The organism is Candidatus Nitrotoga sp. M5 (assembly GCF_927904885.1).
Taxonomy (GTDB): domain Bacteria; phylum Pseudomonadota; class Gammaproteobacteria; order Burkholderiales; family Gallionellaceae; genus Nitrotoga.
In genome coordinates this window covers 1-20,993 of the sequence record NZ_CAKMNW010000015.1, presented here as the reverse complement: position 1 = coordinate 20,993, position 20,993 = coordinate 1, and the positions used below count along the sequence as shown (strand labels likewise).

Annotated in this window: 18 protein-coding genes; 7 read left to right on the top strand and 11 right to left on the bottom strand. The window is 46.9% G+C overall.

What is annotated here, in order from left to right:
- Positions 1–392: 392 nt before the first annotated feature.
- The 3 genes from MJ770_RS04975 to MJ770_RS04965 are packed head-to-tail and all read right to left on the bottom strand — an operon-like array spanning position 393 to position 5,151.
- Positions 393–2,294: a GGDEF domain-containing response regulator gene (locus MJ770_RS04975; RefSeq protein WP_239250500.1), complete on the bottom strand. Its 1,902-nt coding sequence runs from the start codon at positions 2,292–2,294 to the stop codon at positions 393–395.
- Positions 2,291–4,435: a putative bifunctional diguanylate cyclase/phosphodiesterase gene (locus MJ770_RS04970; RefSeq protein WP_239250499.1), complete on the bottom strand. Its 2,145-nt coding sequence runs from the start codon at positions 4,433–4,435 to the stop codon at positions 2,291–2,293. Before MJ770_RS04970 ends, MJ770_RS04975 begins: the two co-directional genes overlap by 4 nt.
- The gene (locus MJ770_RS04965) at positions 4,432–5,151 is read right to left on the bottom strand and encodes a response regulator (RefSeq protein WP_256448797.1); all 720 of its coding nucleotides are present in this window, start codon (positions 5,149–5,151) and stop codon (positions 4,432–4,434) included. The genes MJ770_RS04970 and MJ770_RS04965 overlap by 4 nt, the downstream gene beginning before the upstream one ends.
- A gap of 609 nt (positions 5,152–5,760) precedes the next feature.
- Here MJ770_RS04965 and tsaD point away from each other — a divergent pair.
- Positions 5,761–6,783, top strand: a complete 1,023-nt coding sequence (tsaD, locus tag MJ770_RS04960) for a tRNA (adenosine(37)-N6)-threonylcarbamoyltransferase complex transferase subunit TsaD (RefSeq protein WP_239250497.1) — start codon at positions 5,761–5,763, stop codon at positions 6,781–6,783.
- Here the strand turns inward: tsaD and plsY are convergent.
- Positions 6,771–7,385: a glycerol-3-phosphate 1-O-acyltransferase PlsY gene (gene plsY, locus MJ770_RS04955; RefSeq protein WP_239250496.1), complete on the bottom strand. Its 615-nt coding sequence runs from the start codon at positions 7,383–7,385 to the stop codon at positions 6,771–6,773. The two genes, tsaD and plsY, sit on opposite strands and share 13 nt — an antisense overlap.
- A gap of 93 nt (positions 7,386–7,478) precedes the next feature.
- On the opposite strand from plsY, the gene folB reads away from it, so the two are divergent.
- On the top strand, positions 7,479–7,841 hold the full coding sequence (gene folB, locus MJ770_RS04950) for a dihydroneopterin aldolase (protein ID WP_239250495.1): 363 nt from the start codon (positions 7,479–7,481) through the stop codon (positions 7,839–7,841).
- Positions 7,842–7,880: 39 nt separating this feature from the next.
- Here the strand turns inward: folB and tyrS are convergent, their stop codons facing one another.
- Positions 7,881–9,077 (bottom strand): tyrosine--tRNA ligase, encoded by a 1,197-nt coding sequence (gene tyrS, locus MJ770_RS04945; RefSeq protein WP_239250494.1) that lies wholly within the window; start codon positions 9,075–9,077, stop codon positions 7,881–7,883.
- Positions 9,078–9,503: 426 nt separating this feature from the next.
- A complete protein-coding gene (locus MJ770_RS04940) occupies positions 9,504–10,175 on the bottom strand; it encodes a 2OG-Fe(II) oxygenase (protein ID WP_239250493.1) in 672 nt (223 codons plus the stop codon).
- 540 nt (positions 10,176–10,715) lie between these two features.
- On the opposite strand from MJ770_RS04940, the gene MJ770_RS04935 reads away from it, so the two are divergent.
- The gene (locus MJ770_RS04935) at positions 10,716–11,459 is read left to right on the top strand and encodes a hypothetical protein (protein WP_239250492.1); all 744 of its coding nucleotides are present in this window, start codon (positions 10,716–10,718) and stop codon (positions 11,457–11,459) included.
- 605 nt (positions 11,460–12,064) lie between these two features.
- Here the strand turns inward: MJ770_RS04935 and MJ770_RS04930 are convergent.
- From MJ770_RS04930 to MJ770_RS04915, 4 genes are all read right to left on the bottom strand, one after another.
- Complete coding sequence (locus MJ770_RS04930; protein ID WP_239250491.1) at positions 12,065–12,751, bottom strand: spondin domain-containing protein; 687 nt, start codon at positions 12,749–12,751, stop codon at positions 12,065–12,067.
- Positions 12,752–13,053: 302 nt separating this feature from the next.
- A complete protein-coding gene (locus MJ770_RS04925) occupies positions 13,054–13,689 on the bottom strand; it encodes a DUF1109 domain-containing protein (RefSeq protein ID WP_239250490.1) in 636 nt (211 codons plus the stop codon).
- Positions 13,689–14,228 carry a sigma-70 family RNA polymerase sigma factor gene (locus tag MJ770_RS04920; RefSeq protein WP_239250489.1) on the bottom strand — a complete coding sequence of 180 codons (540 nt, stop codon included), beginning with the start codon at positions 14,226–14,228 and terminating at the stop codon, positions 13,689–13,691. Before MJ770_RS04920 ends, MJ770_RS04925 begins: the two co-directional genes overlap by 1 nt.
- A 238-nt stretch (positions 14,229–14,466) precedes the next feature.
- Positions 14,467–15,234 carry an RluA family pseudouridine synthase gene (locus MJ770_RS04915; RefSeq protein WP_239250488.1) on the bottom strand — a complete coding sequence of 256 codons (768 nt, stop codon included), beginning with the start codon at positions 15,232–15,234 and terminating at the stop codon, positions 14,467–14,469.
- Between the two features lie 609 nt (positions 15,235–15,843).
- Here MJ770_RS04915 and MJ770_RS04910 point away from each other — a divergent pair.
- Positions 15,844–18,339 carry a glycogen/starch/alpha-glucan phosphorylase gene (locus MJ770_RS04910; RefSeq protein ID WP_445083126.1) on the top strand — a complete coding sequence of 832 codons (2,496 nt, stop codon included), beginning with the start codon at positions 15,844–15,846 and terminating at the stop codon, positions 18,337–18,339.
- A gap of 384 nt (positions 18,340–18,723) precedes the next feature.
- Here the strand turns inward: MJ770_RS04910 and MJ770_RS04905 are convergent, their stop codons facing one another.
- Positions 18,724–19,020: a BON domain-containing protein gene (locus tag MJ770_RS04905; RefSeq protein WP_239250487.1), complete on the bottom strand. Its 297-nt coding sequence runs from the start codon at positions 19,018–19,020 to the stop codon at positions 18,724–18,726.
- Between the two features lie 891 nt (positions 19,021–19,911).
- Here MJ770_RS04905 and MJ770_RS04900 point away from each other — a divergent pair.
- The 3 genes from MJ770_RS04900 to MJ770_RS04890 all read left to right on the top strand — a co-directional run bounded on the left by MJ770_RS04900 (position 19,912) and on the right by MJ770_RS04890 (position 20,793).
- Positions 19,912–20,070, top strand: a complete 159-nt coding sequence (locus tag MJ770_RS04900; protein ID WP_239250486.1) for a DUF3309 family protein — start codon at positions 19,912–19,914, stop codon at positions 20,068–20,070.
- A 166-nt stretch (positions 20,071–20,236) separates the two neighbouring features.
- Positions 20,237–20,548 carry a BON domain-containing protein gene (locus MJ770_RS04895; protein ID WP_239250485.1) on the top strand — a complete coding sequence of 104 codons (312 nt, stop codon included), beginning with the start codon at positions 20,237–20,239 and terminating at the stop codon, positions 20,546–20,548.
- Positions 20,549–20,628: 80 nt separating this feature from the next.
- A complete protein-coding gene (locus MJ770_RS04890) occupies positions 20,629–20,793 on the top strand; it encodes a DUF1328 family protein (RefSeq protein WP_239250484.1) in 165 nt (54 codons plus the stop codon).
- Positions 20,794–20,993 lie beyond the last annotated feature (200 nt).

The following is a 20,993-nucleotide window of genomic DNA, read 5'->3' as shown; positions in this document are numbered from 1 at the left end:
CAGTCAGAATCATTCGCGAACCAAGCGAGAAACTCTGCAATATTGCGCGCGCAATTTACACTAGCCTGTCGCTGCCCAAGATTATTGACAGCGTAAAATTCAACCTCGATGAGGATTACAGTGCAAATAAAATGGTACCGAGTAGAAACAAATTTTGCACATTCAGGTTCAAGGGCTCCTCTCAAAATTCAAATTTCAAAGCACGACAAGACACAAGAAAAAAATTTGAGTGCAGCACATTAGTTTATATGTAGGTGATTATTTTTTAGAGTAACGCCATATTGTGATGAATTGGAGTAAGCAGACAAGCCGCGAAAACGCCGCGTTTTGCATTAGCAATTCGAGCACGGTAAAATTTTTTGGCCGATACATCAATGATTTTACCATTTGCTTCAAGCGCAATGAGTCTTGCCCTGCGAAAAGTAACAGGCTCGGTTCCGGCCAGCGTGCTTGGCGGCGTAAAGCGCCTTGTCTGCGCCCAGAACCATATCGTCTGGATCTTCCATATCTGTATCTCGACTAGCCACACCGATGCTGACCGAAGTCTGAATATCCACGCCGTTGATGTTAATCTTCAGAGCCTGAACCATCTTGCGTAGACGCTCGGCCGTTAGTAATGCAGCCCTAAGATCGGTGTTGTGACACACCAACAGGAATTCTTCGCCGCCCATACGACAGACGCTGTCGTCCTTTCGGGCGGAAGATTGGATTGCTCTAGCCACTTCCTGCAGCACTTGATCTCCCACGGCGTGGCCGTGACGGTCATTAACAGACTTGAAGCAATCCACATCGATCATCATCGCTGCCACAGGTTGACCGGTGCGCTTGGAGGCGCTCCAGTTCCTGGTCAACGCATCCAAGCCGGCTCGCCGGTTGGGCAACCCGGTCAACAGGTCAGTCATCGCGGTATGTTCTAGCCGCCGGTTGCTAATGGCTAAATCAGCGGCGAATTGTTTGAGTTGCGCCCGGTCGTGCTCCCATGCCTCCAGCAACTTCACATAATGCAGGGCCGCCCGCATGCGGGCGTTCAAGGAGCGGATTTTCATCGGTTTGGCCATATAATCATCAACCCCCGCCTCGAAGGCCTCAACGATCTTCTCCTCTGTCTCCACGCCCGTCAACATGATCACGTACATGGACTGACCCCAGTCCGTGGCGCGTAGTGTGCGGCAGAACTCCAAGCCGTCCATGACTGGCATAAGCCAATCGGTGATGACGATCTGGGGCATAACCTCCAAAGCCATTGTCAGGGCATCTTTGCCATTCTCGACTGTGTAAACCGTGCAGCCAAACTGTTTGCTCAGCACACCTTCCATTATAGTGCGCGTTATAAGATCGTCTTCTACCAGCAGCACCCGCTTGCAGGCCGTCTGGGGCTTTCCCTCCTGCTCGGGACGGAAAAACGGAGCGCTGGTCATTTCGCAGAACGCCGGAAGTGGGTTCGCCATCACCTTCAGCAGCTTACTCCACTCACACCATTGCCGCACAACTCGGTCGAATAACTCACCTAAAGACTCTACATCCAGGCCGATCTTGCCGCCAAGGCGCAGGAGTTCAGAGATATTGCAATGGCGTTCAGCTTCGGAAGCCAGACCTAGATCGGCGATGCGTCTGGCCAGATAGAACACATGAGTCAATTGGTAAGGCCGGGAACCTTCGGCAAAATCAGCATGATCGGGGGCTGCGTGGAAATAAATCGGCTCCGCCAACGCTTTGGCGATACCGCAGTCAGCCAGAATGGCAGCGGTCATCTCGTCGTGATCCACTTCCAGACGTTCACGTTCCAGTGCTAGCAAGGCTTCCCCGTTAGCCTGCTGTTCCAGTATGGCGGCGTAGTCTGCAGGATAGACAGTGGCCAGTGCCAGTTTGCCGACCTGCGCTAGCAGTCCGCAAGCGAATAAATCGTCCGGTGATCCAATCCGTACCACGCTGCCCAATTCCTGGCTGGCCAACGCCATAAACAGGGAATGGGACCAGAACTCTTGATAGTCGAAACCCTGACAGGTACCCTCGTGGTATTGATCCACGAGGGAAAAGCCCATGGCCATTTGACGCACAACCGTCATACCGAGGCGCATGACCGCATCATTAATGGAGGCCAATGGCCGACTCGCTTCAGTCGCCGAGTTGACCAGACGCAACAGGCGACTGGAGAGGGCAGGGTCAGTTTGCACCACTTTAGTCACTTCGCTCAGAGTCGCATTCTCGCGCAAGCTTATTTCCATAATGGTCAGCGCTACCCCTTTAGGGCTGGGTAGCTTACCGCTTATCCGTAATTGTTCGATTTTGTTCATGTTTGCCTGTGCAATGGTTCTGAATCTGTGCAGGACGGCTCATCCACAGTCCAACGCCGCTCCAGCAAGGCGGGGATATCACTAGCGAGCACCGGTTTGCTGATGTAATAACCTTGTAGTGTTTCACACCCCATACCACGCAAGATGCGTGCCTGATCAAGAGTCTCTATACCTTCGGCAGTGACTGTGAATCCCAGATTTTTGGCCAGGGAAATAATGGTTCGAATAATGGCCAGACTCTCCATGTCTGCTGGCAGACCGCGCACGAAGCTTTGGTCTACCTTAATATTATTCAGCGGCAGACTTTTAAGATAACTCAGACAAGAATAACCGGTGCCAAAATCATCCAGCGACAACTGCACACCAATTTCCCGCAAAGCATTAAGCGTTTCCAAGGTAGACTCGTTGCTCTCCATCAAAGCACCTTCGGTCACCTCCAACTCAACCCATTCTGGCGAGACTTTCATTTCGGCCAAGATCGCTGCAATTCGGCTACCCAGTTTGAGATCCCTGAATTGCATGGCGGACAGATTTACCGCAACGCGTAGCGGATGCCCAGCGGCATGCCAGCGAGCCACGTCGCTGCAAGCGGTACGCATAACCCACTCGCCGATCGGCACAATCAGCCCGTTCTCTTCCGTCATGGGAATAAAATCAACGGGCGAAATGAGTCCCAGCTGTGGGTGGTTCCAACGTATCAGAGCCTCCAGGGATTGTATACGGCCACTGGCCAGGTCTAACTGAGGTTGATAAGCCAGGAAAAACTCACCTCGCACAATGGCCGTGCGCAAGTTACTTGCCAGATTAAGGCGCCGCATAGCTTCCTCGGTGAGGGAAGCGCTGTAGAATCGGGTATTGTCGCGCCCATGCTCCTTGGCATGGTACATAGCGGTATCTGCATGCTTAAGCAAGGTAGCTGCATTTTGACCGTCAGTCGGATAGATAGCGATACCGATGCTGGTAGTAATGACTACCTCTCTCCCCTCCAGAGCGAAAGGTCGACGCAACAACTCGTGAATGCGGTGCGACACGATCATGGCACTTTCCGAAAGCTGCAGATTGGGGATGAGTACTGTAAATTCATCTCCACCCATGCGAGCCAGCTCGACTCCAACCTCCATGGAAACATTGCGTGCCACCATGTCTGCAGGGCGCATTCCCTGTTGCAACCGGTCAGCTACCCATTGCAACAGCAGGTCACCTGCGTCATGCCCCAAGGTGTCATTAACGTTTTTGAAACCATCCAAGTCCAGAAACAGGACGGCCAGTTTGTTATTTGTGAAATCGGCACGCTGAATCTCTCGTTCCAGCCGACTGGAGAAAGAAAGTCGGTTGTGAAGACCGGTCAAGGAGTCGAAATAGGCCAGACGGTGGATCCTGTTCTCGGCCTCTTTCCGTGAGGTGATATCGCGCGACAAAACAATAAAATGGGGATTTTGTGCGCCCCCCCCCTTCTTGAGCGAAACAGAAAGCTCGAACCAACATGCACCTTGGGGTAGTGCCAACTTGAACTGTTGACCAATAGACGTGCCCTTCTCATGCGCCTCACGCAGTGCTGACAAGCAGATGGTTGCTGCCTCTGGCGGAAGAATATCTGTGACCGTTTTGCCCAAGAATTGGTCGGGGGGCGTGGCCAATAGTTCGTTTTGTGGCGAGTGGAAATCCAGGTAGCGACCGTCCAAGTCCATTTCGAAAAGGAGATCGGGGATGGCGTTCAGGATCGCCAGGTTGCGCGCATTGGAGGCGTGCAGGTCCTGCAACACACAGTAAGCGCGCAGCAGATATTTCACTCGATGACCGATGAGCCCCCAGCTGATAGGCTTGGCAATAAAGTCCGTGGCACCCGAAGCAAAGGCTTTCTCGATAGACTCATAGTCATCCATGCCGGTTACCATGATGATGGGTAGCTCACTGCTCACCTCGTGGCGCAACTGGGCGCAGACCTGATAACCGCTCATGCCAGGCATTTCCACGTCCAGCATGACTAGGTTACAGGGATGGATGCGAATCTGACGCAAGGCATCCTCGCCGTTCTCGGCCAGGCAGACCTCGAAGCCGGACTTCTCCAGTGCTGCCCGCATCAGCAAACGGGCGGTAAGCTCATGGTCGACGACCAGGATGCAGATACGCTGATGGCTCATGCGCACTCCACCAGCAAGTTGCGAATTTCATTTACCGCTTGGTCGTATTCCCGCCGTGCCGCGCAGAAAATGACGCTAGATTCATCCAGTTTACCCTCTCGGCCCAAGCCCTCCAGTTGCCTGAACATGCCAGACAGCGTCTCGGCTCCCACGTTAGCAGAGCTGGACTTGAGGGAATGAACGGCGCGGCACAAGGCATCGAAATCGCCTGTGGCGAGTGCCTGCTCAACCTGACGCACCGTGCTACCTGTGCTATCCAGGTAAACCTGCAGAATCTGCCGTACCAGACCAAAGCCGCCAGAGGGATCCAATTCACGCAGTTGATCCAGAAATTTCGTGTTGATGGCAGCAGTCCGGCTCGTTGAGGCGGGTTTATTCACCACTGTTACTTCAGATGGAGCAACCCTGCCTTCCGTTTTTGATTGCAGCCAGCGGCTAAGCACCTGCTGCAACTGATTTTTGGAAAAAGGCTTGGACAGGTAGTCGTCCATACCAGCAGCCAAGCACTGGTCGCGATCGCCCTCCATTGAGTTGGCCGTCAGGTCGACAATGGGCAGTCGTTTGGCGTTGCCCGCCTGACGCTCGCGAATGGCAGCCGTGGCCTGATAACCATCCATTATCGGCATCTGGCAATCCATCAGGACGACATCATAAGACTGCATTTCAAAGTCAGACTCTGGTCTTTTTTCATTGCAAACTAAACTTAAAACGATCAAGTTCAATAATTATCTAATGCACTGATGTCGGCAGTTAAGGGCGTTACTTTAGATTCGGCGGTATGCTGTACGTGGAGCCTCTCTGCGGAGAATTTGTTTCAGATACACTGGTGTAGATCTACAGGCTCTCGCCCTCCGGGCGCCAGAATCTTTGTAAATCCACGAACGGTTTGGTGAGTAATTCGGGTTTAAATGCGCCCGGTGTGAAGTAAAAAATAATCATCGCATGATGAATTCGCGATGTGCAGCACGTAGACAATCCCAATTCGACGCTATCCGCCACTGACTGGTTTATGCGATTGAAGCGCTGCGCGAGCCGGGCAGGCTTTCTATCAGTGACATAGATTATGCTTGAACAAATTTGATTTCGGGGTGGCTTAATAGGTAACTGCTTTGTCGGACGCAATACTAGCGCTTGCGATTACGGAATTATCGCAAATAGCAGGATGTTCCACTTCGTCATTCACGCCGTGGAGTAGAGAACGAGAACGGCAAGCGAAGAACTCACAAGTTAAAATAACTCAATAGCACTGCACTTAATCTGTACATGGAGTTTTCATACTTGCAAAACGCTACAATATGTCTCTCATTATTAAATGACCTGCCAATATGAAACTGATCTTGGGTATTGAAAGCTCTTGCGATGAAACCGGTGTCGCCATGTATCACGTTGAGCGTGGATTGCTGGCTCATGCACTGCATACTCAAGTGGCCATGCACAATGAATATGGCGGCGTAGTGCCGGAACTGGCGTCACGCGATCACATCCATCGCATGCTCCCTTTGATACGCTTGGTAGCCACTGAAGCCAAATGCCGTCTGCAAGATGTGAATGCTATCGCTTATACCCAAGGTCCTGGTTTGTCCGGAGCATTATTAGTAGGCGCAAGTACCGCTTGTTCGCTGGCATATTCTCTAAATATTCCCGCCATTGGCATCCACCACCTGGAAGGACATTTGCTATCTCCGCTGTTGTCCGACGCCGAATTGAAGTTTCCTTTCATCGCGCTATTAGTTTCCGGCGGCCATACTCAACTGATGCGCGTGGATGGTGTGGGCAAATATACTTTGTTAGGAGAAACATTGGATGATGCCGCTGGTGAAGCTTTCGATAAGAGTGCCAAGCTTATTGGCCTTAGTTATCCAGGCGGCCCCGAACTGGCTAAGCTGGCTAATCAAGGTCGGCCCGGCCATTTCCATTTGCCGCGCCCCATGCAACATAGCGGCAATCTTGATTTCAGCTTCAGCGGGCTGAAAACTGCTGTGTTAACCCTGACTCGTAAACACACGCTGGATGAACAAACCCGTGCTGACATCGCCTATGCAGCACAAGAAGCAATCGTGGACGTGCTGGCAACCAAATCCGTCGCTGCGTTAAAGCAAACGGGACTTAATCAACTAGTGATCGCCGGAGGAGTAAGCGCAAACCGACTGCTTCGCGCACGAATCAAAGAAGCGGCCAGCAAAAGTGGCTTTCGCGTGTACTATCCTGAACTTGAATTTTGCACCGACAATGGTGCCATGATCGCCTTTGCCGCCGCGCTTCGCCTGCAAGAACAAGAGGCGAAAAGAGATTACCGTTTTAACGTCAAGCCGCGCTGGGATTTGCAACAGCTCAACTATTCTGAATGATTACCGCCTTTTTTAACAATGCGTCTTTCCTTGCCCGCTAACAAATTTTTAATATTGCTCTTATGGCGCCAGATCAACAATAATGAAATTCCCACCAACGTCAGCACATATTCGGACGGCAAATCCAATGTAATTGCATAGATCGGCGCACCCACGGCTGCTAACAATGCCGCCAGTGATGACAGACGGAATCCCAATGCAACCAATATCCAAGTCGCAGACACTGCCAATCCCAGCCACACATTAAGCGCCAGCAGCACGCCAAAGGCGGTAGCTACACCCTTACCGCCTTTGAAGCGCAGGAAAACAGGGAAAAGGTGGCCAATAAATACTGCAAGCGCCACTGCTGCAACCAGCAACGAGTTTCCCTCCTGTGGCTCAAAGTGTTGTGCCACCCACACTGCTAGCCAACCCTTCGCTGCATCACCCAACAATGTTAATATTGCAGCCCATTTATTGCCACTACGCAACACATTGGTCGCGCCCGGGTTATGCGAACCGTAAGTGCGTGGATCAGGCAATGCAAACACTCGGCTCATTATCACCGAGAAAGAAATCGAACCTAACAAATAAGCGCACACAACAAAAATCAAGTTCATCATTTGAAATACCTTAAAATGCGCTAGTGGTAAACTTTTCTTTAAGTTTATTTAAGCAAGCAAACGCCAAGCCAATCAAACTCAAATAGCTTTTTCATGGATATTATTTTTCTACGCGAACTTAAAGTCGAAACGCTCATCGGTGTATACGAGTGGGAAAAACGCGTTCCGCAAACTCTGCAACTGGATATGGAAATTGCGCTACCGAATACTCGCGCCTGTCAGAGTGACGATATACACGATGCACTTGATTACTCCGAAATCGTACGCCACATCCAAAGCGCGCTAAGCAACCACCACTTCAATCTGTTGGAAGCACTGGCCGAACGCATTGCCCAGATTCTGCTTACTGACTTCAACGTGCCATGGGTTAAAGTCAGCGTCGCCAAACTAAATGCTATACGCGATAGCCGCATGGTGGGCATCAGCATTGAACGCAGGCAGGCCGAGCCGAACTAATACTAAGGTTTAAAACAACTAATTCAATCCGATAAGTCGCTAACTCACCGTCACTCGCCCAAATTTGCGCTTGCCTACCTGAACCACCACCACAGCACCTGTTTGTAGTTGCAAAGCTTTGTCGACCACCCGTTCACCATCAAGCTTTACGGCTCCCTGAGTAATCATACGTAAGGCTTCCGATGTGCTTTCCACCAACCCGGCTTGCTTGAGTAATTGAGCAATACCAATATTTCCTGCACTAGCGGAAACGGTTACTTCCGGCATATCTTCCGGCAGCACACCTCGCCTGAAACGAGCCTCGAATTCAGCTAGCGCCTCTTCAGCTGCGGCTCGATTATGGAAGCGCGTGACTATTTCTTGAGCCAGTAATACTTTAATATCGCGCGGATTACTTCCTTGCTCTACCTCTGCGCGCCATTTAGCAATGGTACTCATCGACTCAAATGACAGCAACTCCAGATAACTCCACATCAACTTATCTGAAACAGACATTAACTTGCCAAACATTTCCTGCGGCGATTCAGTGATGCCTATATAGTTACCAAGGGACTTGGACATCTTATTTACCCCATCCAACCCCAACAATAATGGCATGGTAAGCACACACTGCGGCGACTGGCCATAATGTTTTTGTAGCTCGCGTCCCATGAGCAGGTTGAATTTCTGGTCAGACCCCCCTAATTCCATGTCGGCATTGAGCGCCACCGAATCGTAACCCTGTACCAGGGGATAAATAAATTCATGAATGGCGATTGCCTGGTTACTTTTGTAGCGTTTGCCGAAATCATCGCGCTCCAGCATACGCGCAACAGTATGGGTAGCTGCTAGCTTAATTAAATCAGCTGCGCTAAATTTGTCCATCCAAGCAGCATTAAAAACAATTTCGGTTTTATCCGGGTCCAACACCTTGAATACTTGCTCTCGGTAACTTTCCGCATTTTCTAACACCTGTTCACGTGACAACGGTGGGCGAGTCGTGTTTTTTCCAGTCGGATCGCCTATCATGCCGGTAAAGTCACCAATCAAAAATAGCGCATGGTGACCAAGATCCTGCAACTGCCTCATTTTATTGAGCAATACTGTATGCCCAAGGTGCAAATCTGGTGCGGTCGGATCAAATCCAGCCTTGATGCGCAAAGGACGACCCAGTACCAATTTGTGATTTAATTCGGTTTCCAACAGCAACTCGTCGCAACCACGTTTGATCACGCCTATTGATTCTTGTAATGTCATGTTGAGCAGATTCTTTTATGTTCGTTAATTAATTTATGTAAATAATCATTCTATCCGTAAAACCAAACGGAGCTCGCAACTATGCGTGGATGCTTATGATGTGTTTAATGGAATATTTTACAGGCGACAGCACTAGCAGGTTCAGCTGAGTTATCTCCCTTCCGTTAAGTTTAAACACCAGCTCTACGAAAAAAACTGGCAGAACGAGAATCATCAGCTTCCATTATTGACAACCTACATCAAACACTTTCCTTTGACGATGAAGTAGTTCTCTAATGTGATCGGGGAAGCAGTACGACGTGCATGGGTTGTACTGCCACAGACCGTGAACGTGCTGGAATTTAGAACACATTGAAGCGCTTTCTGGAATACCGATGCACTATACCAAACCACCATTAAGTGTTGCACTTCGTAATTGAATACACGTTATTTTAAAGACTCAATTGAAATTCCATGTTCTCCAGACCATGGAACAGGCCACGACCAAACAGTTAATGCAAATTTAGTCCCTGAGGTGACATCAAGAGCTTGATGAGGATGCGTAACCTGCCCCGGCCAAAAAATTGCATGTCCAACAGGAAGGTCTTTGTTGTTGTATTCTTGCCGAGGAAAAACAAGTTCACCCCCAGTATAGTCATCATTAAGCTTCACAAGCATAGAAACAAGAGAAACATCATGATGTAACTTCATATTTTTCACGTCGTTTTCTCCATAACGTACAAAATAAGGAGAAGTAAATCCTAGAATATTCAACAATGGATATACATAAAGCAGAGAAGGGAGGCATTTGTCCATAATTTGTTTGCAAATATCTATTGAAAACACCCTGCTTAAATTATGAAGGTTAAGTTCAGAAGCGGAATACCCATCTGGATTGTGCGCATAGAATAACTCTGGTCTTGAATTTAACTCTTTAATAAGACCCGCACAAAATTCAGGCGTCCAAAAAGGAGTCGAAAATATATCACTAGCGACCTGTGTAAATACGCCACATTTAGGTGCTATGTAATCTTTGCTATGTAACATTATCATTTTATTTAATCCAAAAAAAACCAGAATTCCTGGTTCGTCAGTTTTTAAAAAATGTACCAAATACATGCATAACATTGCTGCCCATCATGGATACAGCGTTACTCGAACAATTTATCACTTACATATCAACCATATGTCACGCTCAAATATTATACTTGTGTCTTGCCTAGCAACTTGAATTTTAGAGGCACCATAAATCATGGTCGTCATGCGCGAGTCTAAAACAATTCAGGAGACTGCAATGAATCATGGCACAAAAACGGCAGCACATCCAGAATTGTCAGACAATTCATCCCGGGACGAGGGCCATCGATAAACTGTTCCCCGATCATTTGACACCGACGGGCATGAACTTACCGGGAAGACTGGAATCTGGCGTCTGTCTCCATAGCAGCGTGAACAACAAGCGGCACGAAGTCTTAAGGCAGTGCCTCGACACACCACGTTATGCAGGATGAATTTTATTCCATGAGTTCAATATTACTACTTGCAAATATGTATGCATGGATTCATTTATACTGCTTTTGCTTGACCGTTCAAGAGGCTACTATGCTAACGCAGCTCAACTCTCTAACGATCTTACAATAACGATAATTGTGGAACCGCATGATCCTAACGTTACTAAATAGCTTCCGTTGCCTTGTCTTCAGTTCAGCAGCTATCTTACTGGCTGCCTGCTCTACTACAGAACCTGTCAACAATAGCAAGAACATTCCTCAAAATAATGATCGTAATTTTCTCAGCCAGCTTGGCAAGTCAGATATTGATCGATTGGCTGATGTAGAAATGCGTGAAAACACCGAAATCCTGCGTACGTTAATGATAAAACTGTATAAACGTAATCCCCGCGAACTCAGAAAAAACTCCACGGCTAGCGCGGAAGAGTTTGTGAAATCAGTATTCCAAAACCAGCATGGCTGGCGTTTCAAGGAAATTAGCGAAGCACAAAGCTCCGATGCCATTCAACAGGCGTTCCAACCTGATTATGAAGGTGATCGAGTAATGTCGTTGATCGTAGGCCTGCAAACGATGCTGATCAAAGCACACGGTGGAGATACTGAATTTTACTTTAACGACATCATTGATCCGCAAAATATCTTTAATGCCGCACGTAACGTCGAAATCGTTGTGTGGCAACTCTCCAATAAGCGCGATGACAAAGGACAGCTTTATTTGTTAACCAATGAACTGAATGAGCACGAACGTAATCTTAGCTTTGAGCGTGAATTCGGGAAAATTATCGGCAGCCTGGACATATTGGCAATTACGTTATCAGAAAAATTGCAGCGCGGCATTACACGCATCGTGCAGGCGATCTCTACAGCAGTGTTCTTGCCATTAGGATTTTAGCCAACACTACTTAACGACCCACCGCCTAAACCCCTAGCAGCCTGTCGGACTTATAGGCAATCGGCTGCAAATTGCAGCTGAGCGGTGTATATTTTGTCGTTTTGTTTTGGCAATAGAACAACTATTATTTTGCAATAATCTTCAAATGGGGTAAGCAGACATTTCGCCGCCAGTTGAAAGTTCGCAAAATCACTCTCGCTCAGCTCACTTTTCGCTACGATCTTTTAAGTTTGACAAGCTGTATTGAATTCCTCCTTGAAGCAAAGAGCAATACATAGATTATTTGGTTGCGTCGTCAATAGGACAATTAAAGTTATTACACGGAAAGTGATATCTGACATTTCAACGAAATGTTGGCATGCCAGAACCTGATCCCACGCACTCTCGTTCTTGTTGCTTTTATATTTTCATCATGGGTTTATATTAATCCTCGTCTAAATTTTCTTATGAAAGTGCATGAGGATATCAAAATCAATTATGGGAGTTTACAACTATAAAATATGCAGCCTAGTTTTTTCAGGATTTAGGAAAGAACTGAAAAGGTGAATCGATGCTGGTTGCGCCGATTCACTCTGGCTTTTGCTACCGCGAGCAAATAGACTAAATCAATTCATGCGCTGAATAACAATCTGGGCGGCCGGATTACGCCAGTCATAAATTGCAGGATCAAGATCGCCTATCCCGTGAATACCGTTGTGAATATGCATGAAACCTTCGCCGACGTCATTCGGCGAAAAACCCTCGCCGCCACAAGCTGGGCCCACTACAGTGCCGCAAGATTCATCGTTAGTTTCAGAGCCGGCATCATAAGTATCTGCATAATAAGTAACGACTCGCTTACCTTTGGGCAACTTAACATCTCTCAGGGCAATGAATGCATCATTGGTATTGCCAAGCATTGCGCCAAAGCTCACGTGATTTCTGTCAGAGTTCGCAGTTATTGTCATCATTGTGGTTTCGCCAGGTGCAGTTCCACTTGCACCGACTTGTACATCGCCATAACCCTGCGTATTATTCAGCCGTGTCGCCATAGGATTGCCGTTACCGGTCTCAGCTAAGATAGCCAATTCTGGGGTTGGAGCATCGCCCGCGTTAAAAAACGACATCCCCGGTCGATGGGTGGCGGCCATAAGGGGAGTAACTGGTTGGCCAGGAGTGAGGTTTGTAATAGATATTTTGTATGTCAACTTGTAATGATTCTTGTTCTTTTCCTTCTCTTCGCTCGCCCAGCTATTGGCAATATTGAGGGCGGTGGCGCAAAGAATACACCCAAGAATCAGAGATTTTTTCATGTGCATTGTAAAACTCCTTCTTCATAAGAATTGAAAATAGAGACGTCAATCTCTAAACGTTTTGCCAAGCGTAATTTGATATTCGCAGTCCAACTTGGGTTGCTGCATCTAATTTGCTTTGCTTACTACAATTCGTATTCGTTGGAAAAAAGGTTACATAAGACATTAAAAAATAGATGCATCTCAAAAGAAAAATTTGAAATTACTTATGCACGGCGTGGTTACCCATCACGACAAACACGTAACAACAGATGATTTTATTGAAATAGGACATCACCCTTAGTGTAAGTCACATGCGATGACTACCATTTCAAAATAATGTCTCCCAGCCATAAACCGATGAATCCGACAACAAGCATAGGTAGGTAATGCCATTCGACGACATGAATGATGGAATCATTCGCTTCATACAGCCGCAGCCATAAAGCACCAATGCTGGACGCTGAAAGCAGAGCAAGGCCTCCTGCCAGGCGGTAGTGTATGCTTGCAAATTTGCGCAATGAATAAAATGTCCATATAGCTGGCAGCAATGAAACCATGATGATGCAATAGGTACATTCATAGGTATGCTCAGGCAACAGTGCAGAAGGATTGTCTGCGCTCCACGCGAGAAAAATGACGACCAGGAACAGAACTAACACAGGAATAGGTGCAAAGGCAGTGATGCGTTTCTGATGCAAATCGGGAAACGCGAGTAACGAAGCACTAACTGATGTAGCTACAAAGATGCCAAACAGCGTCACAAGCTCGACAATAAACCACTTATTTTCTGTGGCTTGCATGATGTCTGGACGCAGGCCAAAAAATACTAGTGAAATGGCTAGGTAGGCTGCTGCCGCAACAATCCATTTGAGGCTTTGCATGAACGGATGAGGCGCAGGTCGCAACTTTGTTTCATCTTCAGTCAATGCTTTAATCAATTGTTCAATACTATCCATCACTCCTCCAACTGGCGCTTTAATGCCTTGTAAGCACGGTGTGCTGCAACGTTTACTGCCGTTTCAGTCATGCCGATTTTCCCAGCCACTTCCTTGGTCGTGTACCCCTCCTGGTGCATCATTTGTAATATAAGCGCTTGTTTTTCTGAAAGCTTAAATATTTCTCCGTTGATGGACTCGTAACTAATACGGGGCTCTGTTACACATCCATATAAAGAATTCTCCACTTCTGATATTTCTATGGCAAAACGCAGGTGATCAGCATAGCGTGTGCGTAAATAGTCTAACAATCTGAATTTGGCAATCGCATAGGCCCATGGCTTATAGGGACGCAAGTCATTATAAGTATGGCGAGCCTTGTGGATGGATAACAGGATCTCCTGCAGCAAATCATCTACGTCATTCCTAGAGCTCAGTTTCTGTTGCAGAAAAGGTCGCAAAAAATGTGCGGTCTCCCGTAGCAAGTCAGAGTAAGCGCATTTATCCCCATCTAGCGCTTGTCGCATCAGCGTCTCAAGGGATTTAGTAATTTTCGCCATCGAATTCCTGCGTCATTTTTTTCTAATTATCGATGGGATTCGCCCATTAGTCTGCTCCAGTCAATAGTGTGGAGGGCCCGGAGCCACACTCAATCTGCGAATGCAAAATATTGTAGTCATGCCTTGAAACAAAAAAGTGAAAGTCACGATTCAAATCGCTTAATCCGCACATATAAGCAAGGATATCGAATTAACGATCGTCAGCTCCCCACTTATCTCATTTTGCACCAATATGATACTAACCAACCTGAGGAAGGCATACACCATTCAGCCCATTAAACGGACAGGGACACTGTCCATGGAACTGTTTACCGCCAGTAGGATGCTCAAAATATAAGTCACTTGCGTGTAGTAGCAAACGATCTGCCATCTGTTCACTATGATCGCTTTTATACAGGCCACACCCAAGAATAGGATGACCTATCGCCTGGCTGTGAATCCGTAACTGGTGTGTACGTCCCGTATGAGGAGTAAATTGCACAAGGCTCCGACGCGGTTGCTCTAGACGCTGTAACACCGTGTATTCAGTTATGGCCGCTTTGCCTGTGGTGTGGCAAATTTTTACCCGAGGAAATTGGTTTGTATCTTTAGCTATGGCCGCTGTAATTCGCCCCTGATCGTCGACAACCCAACCTTCTAGCAGGGCTACATATCGCTTTTGAATCGTGCGTGCTTGAAACTGTTTATTGAGATGTTGCGCTGACTCTGCATTCAGCCCCACAACCATAATGCCCGATGTCCCAAAATCTAATCGATGCGGTAATTTTGCCTCCGGGAATGCAGGACTCACGCTTTTTTGGCCGTGTACCAAACGGTAGTGTACCGAATCCCAATTTAGAGGATTTGCACCCGATAAACTGAGCAGGCCACTGGGTTTGTTGATCAACAAGATATCGTCATCTTGATACAAAATTTCCACAAAATCGTGACATGCAGGCGCCACAAAGTCATCAACGATGGGGTGAGCAAAGAAAGTGGAGGGATAAGGTTCGGGGCTTGCAGTCATGTAATTTTGTGCGAAGCTTTATGCGCTGAAGCGCGAGCTTACTTCGTTAATCAGCGCAAACCAGCTCAGCCTATCTTCCTCATCAAGGTAGATCGCACCTTTTGTGTTGCCTCTCGAAGTCACATGAGACAGCCCGCCGAACAATTTTAAAGGTGTCCTTGATTCTGAGTGACCTTGCCATAAGTGCCAATATTTAAATATTTCTACACTATATTGAAAGTCATGATTCCGCCTTCTACGCCTTGACACAAAACATCGCACATCGCAGGTCAAGTCGCTTGACCAGTTCATTTAAGCTAAGGATATCGAATTGATGAATGAAATAGAAGAGGTCTGTAAATTTATTAATAATCCAATAACTTGATCAATGATTTCAGAATTACAGAATAGTGCCGTTACAAGTCCTACAGGTTAATTCAATGGTAGCAAACGCTCCATGCTAATTTGCTGCATGCTAAATTTACTTAACTTAGTACCATTCGACTTTACCTTTTGCACTTTTACCTCGCCAGCTAACATCTTGATGTCTACACACTATTTCTCCATGCGCAGAGAATCAGCGCGGACTCAAGAGTATCGCGATACATTCATAAAACTATGGAGGTCGTAATGAGCAACAAAGTCAAACAGCAGCATCGAAGTGCCGGTATGAGTAAAAAGGCTATTCAGACTTCACTTGCAAATCATCTGGTCTATTCCAACAGTAAATATCACATCAATGCGACAACGCGCGACTGGTTTCATACCACCGCTTATACTGTGCGCGACCGCCTTGCCGAACGCTGGATGAAGACGATGCAAAGCTACTACGAGCACGATGTTAAGCGTGTCTACTACCTGTCGCTGGAATTTCTCGTGGGACGCACTTTGAGCAATGCCATGCTCAATCTGGGAATTGATGAACAATGCAAAGCAGCACTGTATGAATTTGGGCAGGAGCTAGAGGCAGTTGTCGAGATAGAGGCTGATGCAGCATTGGGGAACGGTGGGCTCGGACGGCTTGCAGCGTGTTTTCTAGACTCCATGGCGACTCTCGACCTTCCCTGCTATGGCTACGGCATTCGTTATGAATACGGCATGTTCCGACAAAGTATCGAAAATGGCGTGCAGGTGGAGCACCCAGACAACTGGTTGCGTTATGGGAATCCGTGGGAATTTCCGCGACCTGAGTTGTTGTATCCGGTGAAGTTTTACGGACGTGTAGTGGAATACACACATGAAGATGGCGTGTTGCGGCACCACTGGGTGGATGCTGACGATGTGATGGCAATGGCTTACGACACACCAGTTCCGGGTTATGGCGGCAAGACGGTGAACAACATGCGGCTATGGGCAGCAAAATCTTCGCGAGATTTTGAACTGAGCTACTTCAATCAGGGAAATTATATTCAAGCAGTAGCAGACAAGAACGCATCGGAGAATTTAGCCAAGGTACTATATCCGGACGATTCCACCGAGATGGGGCGTGAGCTGCGCCTGCGGCAGCAATACTTCTTTGTCAGTGCGTCTCTGCAGGACATGCTGCATCGCTACAAAAAAAATCATGACGGATGGGAGGCGTTGCCGGACAAGATTGCGGTACAACTGAACGACACCCATCCTTCCATTGCCGTTGCTGAAATGATGCGCCTGCTGGTTGATGTACATCATCTGTTGTGGGACGAGGCATGGGGGTTGACCACGCGCATCTTTTCCTACACCAATCACACGCTGATGCCAGAAGCGTTGGAGACATGGCCAGTGGCCATGTTCGAGAGTATGTTGCCACGCCATTTGCAGATTATCTACGAGATCAATCATCGTTTCATGCAGCAGGTGGCACACCAATTCCCCGGAGACAATGAACTGTTGCGCCGTCTGTCCGTCATTGACGAGAATGGCGTACGTTGCATCCGTATGGCGCACCTTGCCATCGTCGGTAGCCATGCGGTGAACGGTGTTGCCGCATTGCACACTGAGTTGATGAAAGGAACCATCTTTGCTGACTTCGAGCGCATCACTCCGGGCAAAATTATCAATATGACCAACGGCATCACGCAGCGTCGCTGGTTAAATCAGGCCAATCCTAAATTAGCAAAGCTGATCACCGAGCACATCGGAAAAAATTGGCTGACCGAACTAAGCCAGTTGCAGAAGCTGCGCAAGCATGCCGATGATGCCACTTTTCACAAACAATTTCGTGAAGTCAAACAGGTTAACAAGGAACGCCTTGCCGGATTGATTCACAAACAACTCGGCATTACGGTCGATTCAAAATCGCTGTTCGATATTCAGATCAAGCGCATCCATGAATACAAACGACAGTTGCTTAATGTGTTGCATGTCATCACGCTATACAACCGCATCCGTTCGGGATCGCATCCAGACATTGCTCCCCGCACAGTCATTATCGCTGGGAAAGCGGCGCCCGGTTATGCCATGGCTAAGCGTGTCATCAGGCTCATCAACGATATTGCTGACGTCGTCAATAACGACCAACAGGTCGATGGCAAGCTTAAACTGGTGTTTTTCCCCAATTATGATGTGTCGAATGCGGAACGCATCGTGCCTGCCGCCGATCTCTCTGAACAGATTTCTACTGCTGGAACGGAGGCGTCAGGCACAGGCAATATGAAGCTGACATTGAACGGTGCGCTCACGATTGGCACGCTGGATGGAGCAAATGTTGAGATCCGCGCAGAAGTGGGGGCGGAGAATTTCTTTCTTTTCGGTATGACTACCGATGAAGTCAAGGCGCTTGCCCATCAAGGATATGATCCGCAGCATTATTACCACAGCAACGTTGAATTGAAGAACGCGCTTGATATGATTGCGTCGGGATATTTCTGTCCCGATGAGCCGCAACGCTATCAAGAGTTGGTAGATGCACTGCTCAAGCATGGAGACCGCTACATGCTCCTTGCTGATTACGCTTCTTATGTTGACTGCCAGGACAAGGTAAGTGAAATGTACCGCGATCAAAAAGAGTGGACAAAACGCGCCATTCTTAACGTCGCCGGCATGGGCAAGTTTTCTAGTGACCGTACTATTGGCGAATATGCGAAACATATCTGGCATGTAGCGCCGATAACCAAACCATCTCTAAGTGACAATACGAACGAATAACCCATGAAGACTATCGAACCATACACGCTGATAATCTTCTGGGTTCACAAATTAAGGACATTTTTTAAAAAATCCAATTTTGCGAGCAGCCGCTTTAAAGTTTGCCTGCTTACCCAGCTCCGTCACAATACGGCGTCACCAAAAATTGTCGTTTACATATCAACAATATGCCGCACTCAAATTTTTTATTCATACCATGCCTTGCCTGGAAAATTGAATTTTAGAGGCACCTTAAGGTATTTTTGAACGGAACATTGGGGGGTGGTATTTCGAGTTCCAGAAAAGGAACATAACTTATGATGTGATTGCGACCGGTGATACGCCATGCCCATCTCAGCACAGCTTATATTTGGGAGATTACGTTAGTAATCCCCCATGTCATATTTACTTGAGTCGCATATCATTCTGGACAGATTTAACGCCCATAACAGTACGAGTGATTGCTTCTGCCCTGTGTATCACAGATGGGGAATTTACAAAGCCACTTAACTGCACGACACCTTTATAGGTTTCAATATTTATATCGGTAGCTTTCAGCGTAGGATCACTAAAAACTGCCGTTTTAACCCTCGATGTAATTACGTTATCAGGCACATGTTCTCCAGTCATAGATGCGCAACCTGAAATTGACATGACTAGAATTACAGTGCAAATAGTAAAAAAAGATTTAATATGTTTCATACTAATTTCTCCCAGATTATTAAAAAAAACGCCTGATTGACCGCTGCCTTGGGGCGGGGATGCTCCAACCTGTTCACACAGATTTTAAATTCCAACTTAGGAAAGCTGGGGAGTAGTACTACGACAGGTTGGAAGCTGGCACTAGCAGCCGAGGTGCAGATTACTAACCAGCGTATGTACGGTCTGTGCAGTATTGTACATAACTTTAAGCTTATCGCTTTGCTATGATTTTAAATAATCACTGAATTGGCGCCCACTTATAAAAAACAACCCATTGATCAGATGCAACAATCCTTAGATATGCAATACAAACAATAAGTTATATAAATATATTTGCATATGATCACATACATTAAACCAGAAGCAATTTGTCCTAATGTTTGAAACTCCCTTCAAAGTAAAGCTGACTATAGAGTAATCTGCCGGGTGGGCTCAATCAATGTATACCCTGAAATAAATTAGCCAGTGGTGATTATCAGAATCTTCCATCAATGCATTGCCGGCCTGGAAAGGCCCTTGGCTTCTGCAACCGTCAAAATCAACATGATTAACTTGACCTCATAAAAAACTACATTTTTTAATACTTACAGCGCAACAGATTACTTAATCCTGCCAGGAGAAGCCCCCTAATAAACCACGAGCAGAAAAATAAGCACTATGTGCGGTGGAGCACAGACGAACTATATCGTGGTAGGTGATACTTCCAACCGTAGACTTAGCGATGACTGCCAAAGCTAATGGTGATTGTTACCTAGACTTACAAAAAAGTGTTTCGAAGAAATATCGGTTGAAACAAATTTTTTAAAAATGCCGACGAAAGCATCATTGTTGTCGTGCTGCAATAGCTTTCTCAGGCTTTACGCTGCTTCGATTTATTATGGGAGACATCAAATGTCAATAGGAACAATTCTGCTAATCATACTGGTTCTATTTCTGATCGGTGCAATCCCAAGCTGGCCCTACAGTAGAAATTGGGGTTACGGTCCCAGCGGTGGTATTGGATTGGTGTTGCTGATTCTGATCATTCTGTTGCTGATGGGCAAAATATAGCACGCTGCTCTGAGTTTGCCTTGTGGCGATCGCTCAACGAACAACAAAATATGAGTTTCTGATTTGTAACGCAACGAAAGTTGCAAAAACAAGCCTCTTGGTTCTGTTCTAGTGCAAGCATCGAGAGGAAATTTAGCTTCATCAATTAAACCTGGAGGGTATCACCATGACACAATTTAATCGTTTTTCAACTTTTATCCTGACTGCCTTGCTGGCTTTTATGGTTGGCTGTGCAGCCACGTCAAAGCAGGAGGGGACAGGTGAATATATCGATGACACCATTCTGACCACAAAAGTCAAAGCGGCAGTTTTAAAAGAGCCTACCCTGAAATCCGCCGAAATCAACGTCGAAACCTTCAAGGGTGTAGTACAACTGAGCGGTTTTGTTAACTCTCAAGCTGATATTAATAAGGCAGCAGAGGTTGCACGTAGCGTCAAAGGCGTGGAATCGGTCAAGAATGATATGCGGGTGAAGTAAGCCAAGTAAGTTAAGAATAGCGGTCGGTCCTCAAGCACTCCTTGTCTGGTTGACCGACCATTAAGTGAAAGGAAGACATCATGCTCCACTATACCGTTGTATTTTTAGTCATCGCGATTGTCGCTGCGCTCTTTGGCTTTACAGGTATCGCAGCTGGCGCTGCCGAGATTGCCAAGATACTTTTCTTTATCTTCCTGATCCTGTTTGTCATCTCGCTTATTATGGGACTGATGAGTCGCAAGTGACTTTTATAGGTGCCGCGAGGTAATTCGCAGAGTACAGGTGGTGTAAAAGATTATGCTTCTGTCACATTCGTAACGGATATCATATTGAATATGAATATTTAATATTGGTTACAGATCTGAACAAGCTTATTTTTTACTAACATACAAGATACGCCTTTTAAAAATTAGAAATTTGTTTAACGAGGCCATATTTTAAGCAA